5 protein-coding genes are annotated in these 4,346 nt (G+C 46.8%); 2 read left to right on the top strand and 3 right to left on the bottom strand.

All coding sequences use genetic code 11. The annotated features are described in order from the left end of the window. The coding region (locus tag WBA23_RS10720) for a hypothetical protein (protein ID WP_424582274.1) at positions 1–379 on the top strand (379 nt) is incomplete at its 5' end. Between the two features lie 141 nt (positions 380–520). Here the strand turns inward: WBA23_RS10720 and WBA23_RS10715 are convergent. From WBA23_RS10715 to WBA23_RS10705, 3 genes are all read right to left on the bottom strand, one after another. Beyond that, entirely contained in the window at positions 521–997 is a 477-nt protein-coding gene (locus WBA23_RS10715; RefSeq protein WP_424582273.1) for a toxin-antitoxin system YwqK family antitoxin, read from the bottom strand. Further along, entirely contained in the window at positions 997–1,905 is a 909-nt protein-coding gene (locus WBA23_RS10710) for a gluconolaconase (protein WP_424582272.1), read from the bottom strand. Before WBA23_RS10710 ends, WBA23_RS10715 begins: the two co-directional genes overlap by 1 nt. Positions 1,906–1,968: 63 nt before the next feature. After that, a complete protein-coding gene (locus tag WBA23_RS10705) occupies positions 1,969–3,411 on the bottom strand; it encodes a sulfatase family protein (RefSeq protein WP_424582271.1) in 1,443 nt (480 codons plus the stop codon). 104 nt (positions 3,412–3,515) lie between these two features. On the opposite strand from WBA23_RS10705, the gene WBA23_RS10700 reads away from it, so the two are divergent. Then, positions 3,516–4,274, top strand: coding sequence for an SDR family NAD(P)-dependent oxidoreductase (locus WBA23_RS10700; RefSeq protein ID WP_424582270.1), 759 nt, complete (start codon positions 3,516–3,518; stop codon positions 4,272–4,274). Positions 4,275–4,346 lie beyond the last annotated feature (72 nt).

Below are 4,346 nucleotides of genomic sequence, written 5' to 3'. Positions count from 1 at the left end.
TACTGAGCCAGATAGTCTGGCCTACCCTAAAGACAAAGTACTTGACGATACAAATTTAGATAATCGTCAGCCACTAGAATTTACTACTGAGTTTGAAAGCGTAGAAAAGCGCGTACTGATTGCTTCGCTAATGCGGCAAAAGACCGATTTGGAATACCGAATTCGGGAGGTTAAGAACCAGCCAGGCGGCACTACCCCTCCGGCGGGCGATTTACAGCAAATGAAGACATACGTAGACGATATCAGTCGGGAAATCGCCAAAGTACGGCAAACCCCCGCTGAAAATTTGGCGGAGGTAGAAAAAACCGCTACGGCAGCCATTGAGGGCGCAGGAGCTTTGTTGCAATCATCTTACATGCGGATCGATAGTGGGTTTTAGAGATTTATTTAGTTAGGACTTACGAAGTTTCAATTCCCTTTATCATAAAAGACGCTAATAGCTAAAACTTCATAAGTTTCCGGCAACACCGGACTTTATTGAATCACCCTGTCATAACCACATAAGATCATCTAAAACCAGTTATTCAACTTTCTTTCCTCGCCGGTAGCGGACGGACTTTATCAAATCCCCTTGCTCATCGTAATAAAACCAGGTACCGTGCTTTTTCCCGCGGCGCCATTCGCCCTCCCACTTTAATTTACCATTAGCGTAGTACTGATTCTGGCCTAGAAATTTGGCTTTCTTACTTAAACCGGGAACGTTGAGTGGCTGTAGCTTTTCTTCATCAGCCGCTAGTAGCTTCATAGCTTTGCCGGAAGTAGCATCTTCCAGAATTACTGTATCCGCTACTAACAAAAACTGACCGTGGGAAATCTCCTGACTACTCACTGACTCTCTACGTTGGTTGTACTGAGTCATAAACATCGTATAGTTATTAGGCGGACTGAGGTTCAGACTAATCTGCTCTTTAGGAATATTGTAAGTTCCGTAAAGCGTATCGGAGACAATCACTGGCGGATGGTAACTCAGTAGACAACAAATGACTAGCCACTCCATTAGTTTGCCGTTACTTTATAAGCTACTACTCGGTGGTCGTTAAAAGTAGGAACCAGCAGTAGATTTTGCTGGGGAATGTACCCAATATCTGCCGCGTTAATTTCTTCGGCTTTAGTATCTAGCAGCTTCATGGTTTGTTCACCATCAGCAGTTACGTAGTGCACTTCACCCTGCCAGGTAGATACAATATAATCGCCGCTCATGGTTTTGATAATACCGTCGGCGGAAGGAATATTTTCTAACCAAGTCTCCTGCACCTGTTTGCTATCCAGATCGATAGGGGCCAGAAAACCGCCTCCGGCTGAGGCAAGCAGCATCTGGTTGTCATCTGCTAATAATCCATTGGGGCGTTGCATAGTAGAATCGTCCAACCAAACCGAAAGTTGCCCGCCGTCTAACATATGAATTTTATCATCGTCGGAGTCAGATACATACACCTGACCCTGACCGTTGATCGTGATATCGTTTAAAAATAGGGCTCCTTCAATTGGATATTTGTTCAGAATTTGGGCCTCGGCAATACTGATTTCAACTACTTCATCCATATCGGCTACGTAGAGTTTACCATCAAATACGCCCATTCCCTTGGGGTCGTTCAATCCCTCCACCCAATTTAGTTCTTCAACCACTCCGTCGGGCGCGAGTACCGAGATAAATCCGTCGCCGTCTTTACTGTCCCTATTGAAGGTGCCAATATTAGCTACGAAGATCATATCGGTTTCCTCGTCGTATAGTACTGATTCGGGAGTACGGAGTACAGTATTCGTTGCCCACTGTTCCTGAAAATCAACACTCAGCGATGCTTCTTCTGGCGATGTAGCTTCAGCACTTGTTTCTTCAGCTTGATTTCCAGAACTACCGCAAGCGGTTAGGAATAAGCCAATAGCAAAAAATAAGATCAATCTCATAGGTGAAAAGGTTAGATTATGTAGTTCCCAATTTAGGAAGCATTTTCTGCCGGAGCAAGCCCATCAGGGAGCGTAGGGTACTGTTTGCTTAGCATCTACCGGGTAGCCCCACTCCCGAACGTATTCCATACCCGGACGGAATTCGTCGCCCTGCTTTTGTAACTTCTCCGTAAGCAACTCGTCCAAACGCTGCTGAATATCAGCGTAAGTTGGGTCATCTATCAGATTGTTCATCTGATAAGGGTCCTGCGAATTATCAAACAATAACCAGGGCTCGTTCAGGTCTCGGGTGTAGGTGTAGCGTAATGTAACGATGCCCCGGTACTCTTTACCACCGCGATCAAAGCGGTTCCATTGGCCAAACGGCTGCACGCAGCTGATTAGCGTAGTAGTATCGGGCAGGGGCAATTGCTCAATCAAATACTCGCTAAAATCGTAGCCTTCCACCGAGGCAGGAATTGCTTGATTAGCTAACCCCAGCAGGGTTGGCATAATATCGTAGGAGTTCATCAGTGCTGGATACTTGCGAGGAGTGATTTGCGGATGGCGAATTAGCATGGGTACCCGGATGGATTCTTCGTAGGGCTGTTGCTTCTTGTAGGCCCGGTGCGAACCCAGTAGGTCGCCATGATCAGAAGTGAAAAGAATAACGGTATGATCAATTGTTCCGGTTTCCTTTAGCGTTTGTAGGATATTAGCCACCTGATCGTCCAGCGCAGTACAATGCGCGTAGTATCCTGCTAAGTCGGCCCGTACCATAGAATGCATTTCGGGAGGCACGTTGGGGTGAAGCTGCATCTCACTCGGATCGTACATTGCTTGGTATTTTTCGGGAGCGGTTTGGTAGGGGGCGTGTGGGGTACCCCAGCTCACGAACAGAAAAAACGGTTGTTCATCCTCAGCATGATCCTGAATGTACCGCTGGGCATCTTCGGCCTGAGCAATGGCATCGTAGCCTTCCCAAAACTTTTTCTTGGGCGAATCAGCCGTATAGTAAGCCGAATGATTGTAATTATGCGAACATTCCAGTGCTTTCCAGTACTGGAAACCCTGTCGCCTTCCGCCCGGCGGAGTAAAACTATGGCGCCCTCTCCCATCCAAATGCCACTTCCCGATGTAGCCGGTTTGATAACCCGCTTCGGCCAACACTTCGGCAATAGTTACTGCGCTCGTATCTAACTGCACATCGTTCATAAATAAGCCATGCGTTAGGGGGTGTTGCCCAGTTAAAAGCGAGGCCCGGTGGGGCGTACAGACGGGCATTCCCGAAACTGCATTAAACAAATTAGCACTCTCAGCGGCTAGCTGGTCAATGTGCGGAGTTTCTACATTAGGATCGCCTCGGTACCCAAACGCCTGCGCTCGCCACTGATCGGTATGCAGAATGAGAATATTGAAGGGTTTCTCGAGTTCGAGTAGATTACCGGAAGAAAGAAAGGAAACTGCTGCCACTAAAAGGGCCAGGCGATAAACCCCGGAGAAGAACATACTACGAAGAGAAGTCATCGGTCAGTTTGAAGGTTGTTGAAAACTATATAATACACTAAATATAGCAGGTTCGCTACTTTCTTCGTAAGATTAGCCAAACATTAAACGAACTACGCATGAGCATGCAGATTGATCTAGCTCACAAAAATATACTAGTAACCGGAGCTACTCGGGGCATTGGTCGGGCAATTGCTGAACAACTAGCGGAAGCTGGAGCTTGTGTTGCAGTACACTACCATCAGAATAAGGAAATTGCCGAACAGTTAGCGAAAGAATTAGGAAACGGTTCTTTGGCTTTCCAGGCGGACCTAAGCAAATCAGAAGAGGTGTTGAAATTATTTTCTAGCGTACTTGATAAGTTTAGTAAGGTAGATGGACTGGTGAATAACGCCGGAATTGCCATTAGTGCCAATGTAGAATCAAGCGATGAAGCATTTGTAGATAGTTGGTCTCAAACCATGCGGGTGAACCTAAATGCTACCGGTCTGCTCAGTAAAAAAGCAATCAATCATTTTCAGGAAATCGGCGGCGGGCGTATCGTAAATATTTCATCTCGGGCAGCCTTTCGGGGTGATACCAGCGACTTTCTGGCCTACGCTGCTTCCAAGGGAGGTGTAGTGGCCCTCACCCGATCAATTGCTCGAGCCTATGGTAAACAAAATATCCAAGCCTTCACAGTAGCTCCCGGCTTCACCCGTACCGATATGGTGGAAGAGTTTATTGAGAAATACGGCGAGGAGTACGTTAAGAACGATATTGCCCTCACATCGCTCACCCAACCGCGCGATATTGCGCCCACGGTCGTTTTCTTGCTGAGCGGATTCGCTGACCATGCTACTGGAGCTACCATTGATATTAACGCCGGCAGCTACGTTCATTAAATACTCCGATTTGATAACTAAAATTAAAAACAGTCAGTTACCCCAACTATGGAAGAATCACTGCCCTTACGG

Source organism: Tunicatimonas sp., assembly GCF_049647865.1.
Classification (GTDB): domain Bacteria; phylum Bacteroidota; class Bacteroidia; order Cytophagales; family Cyclobacteriaceae; genus Tunicatimonas.
Note: the sequence above shows the minus strand (reverse complement) of the source record. Positions and strands in the feature narration are given on the sequence as shown.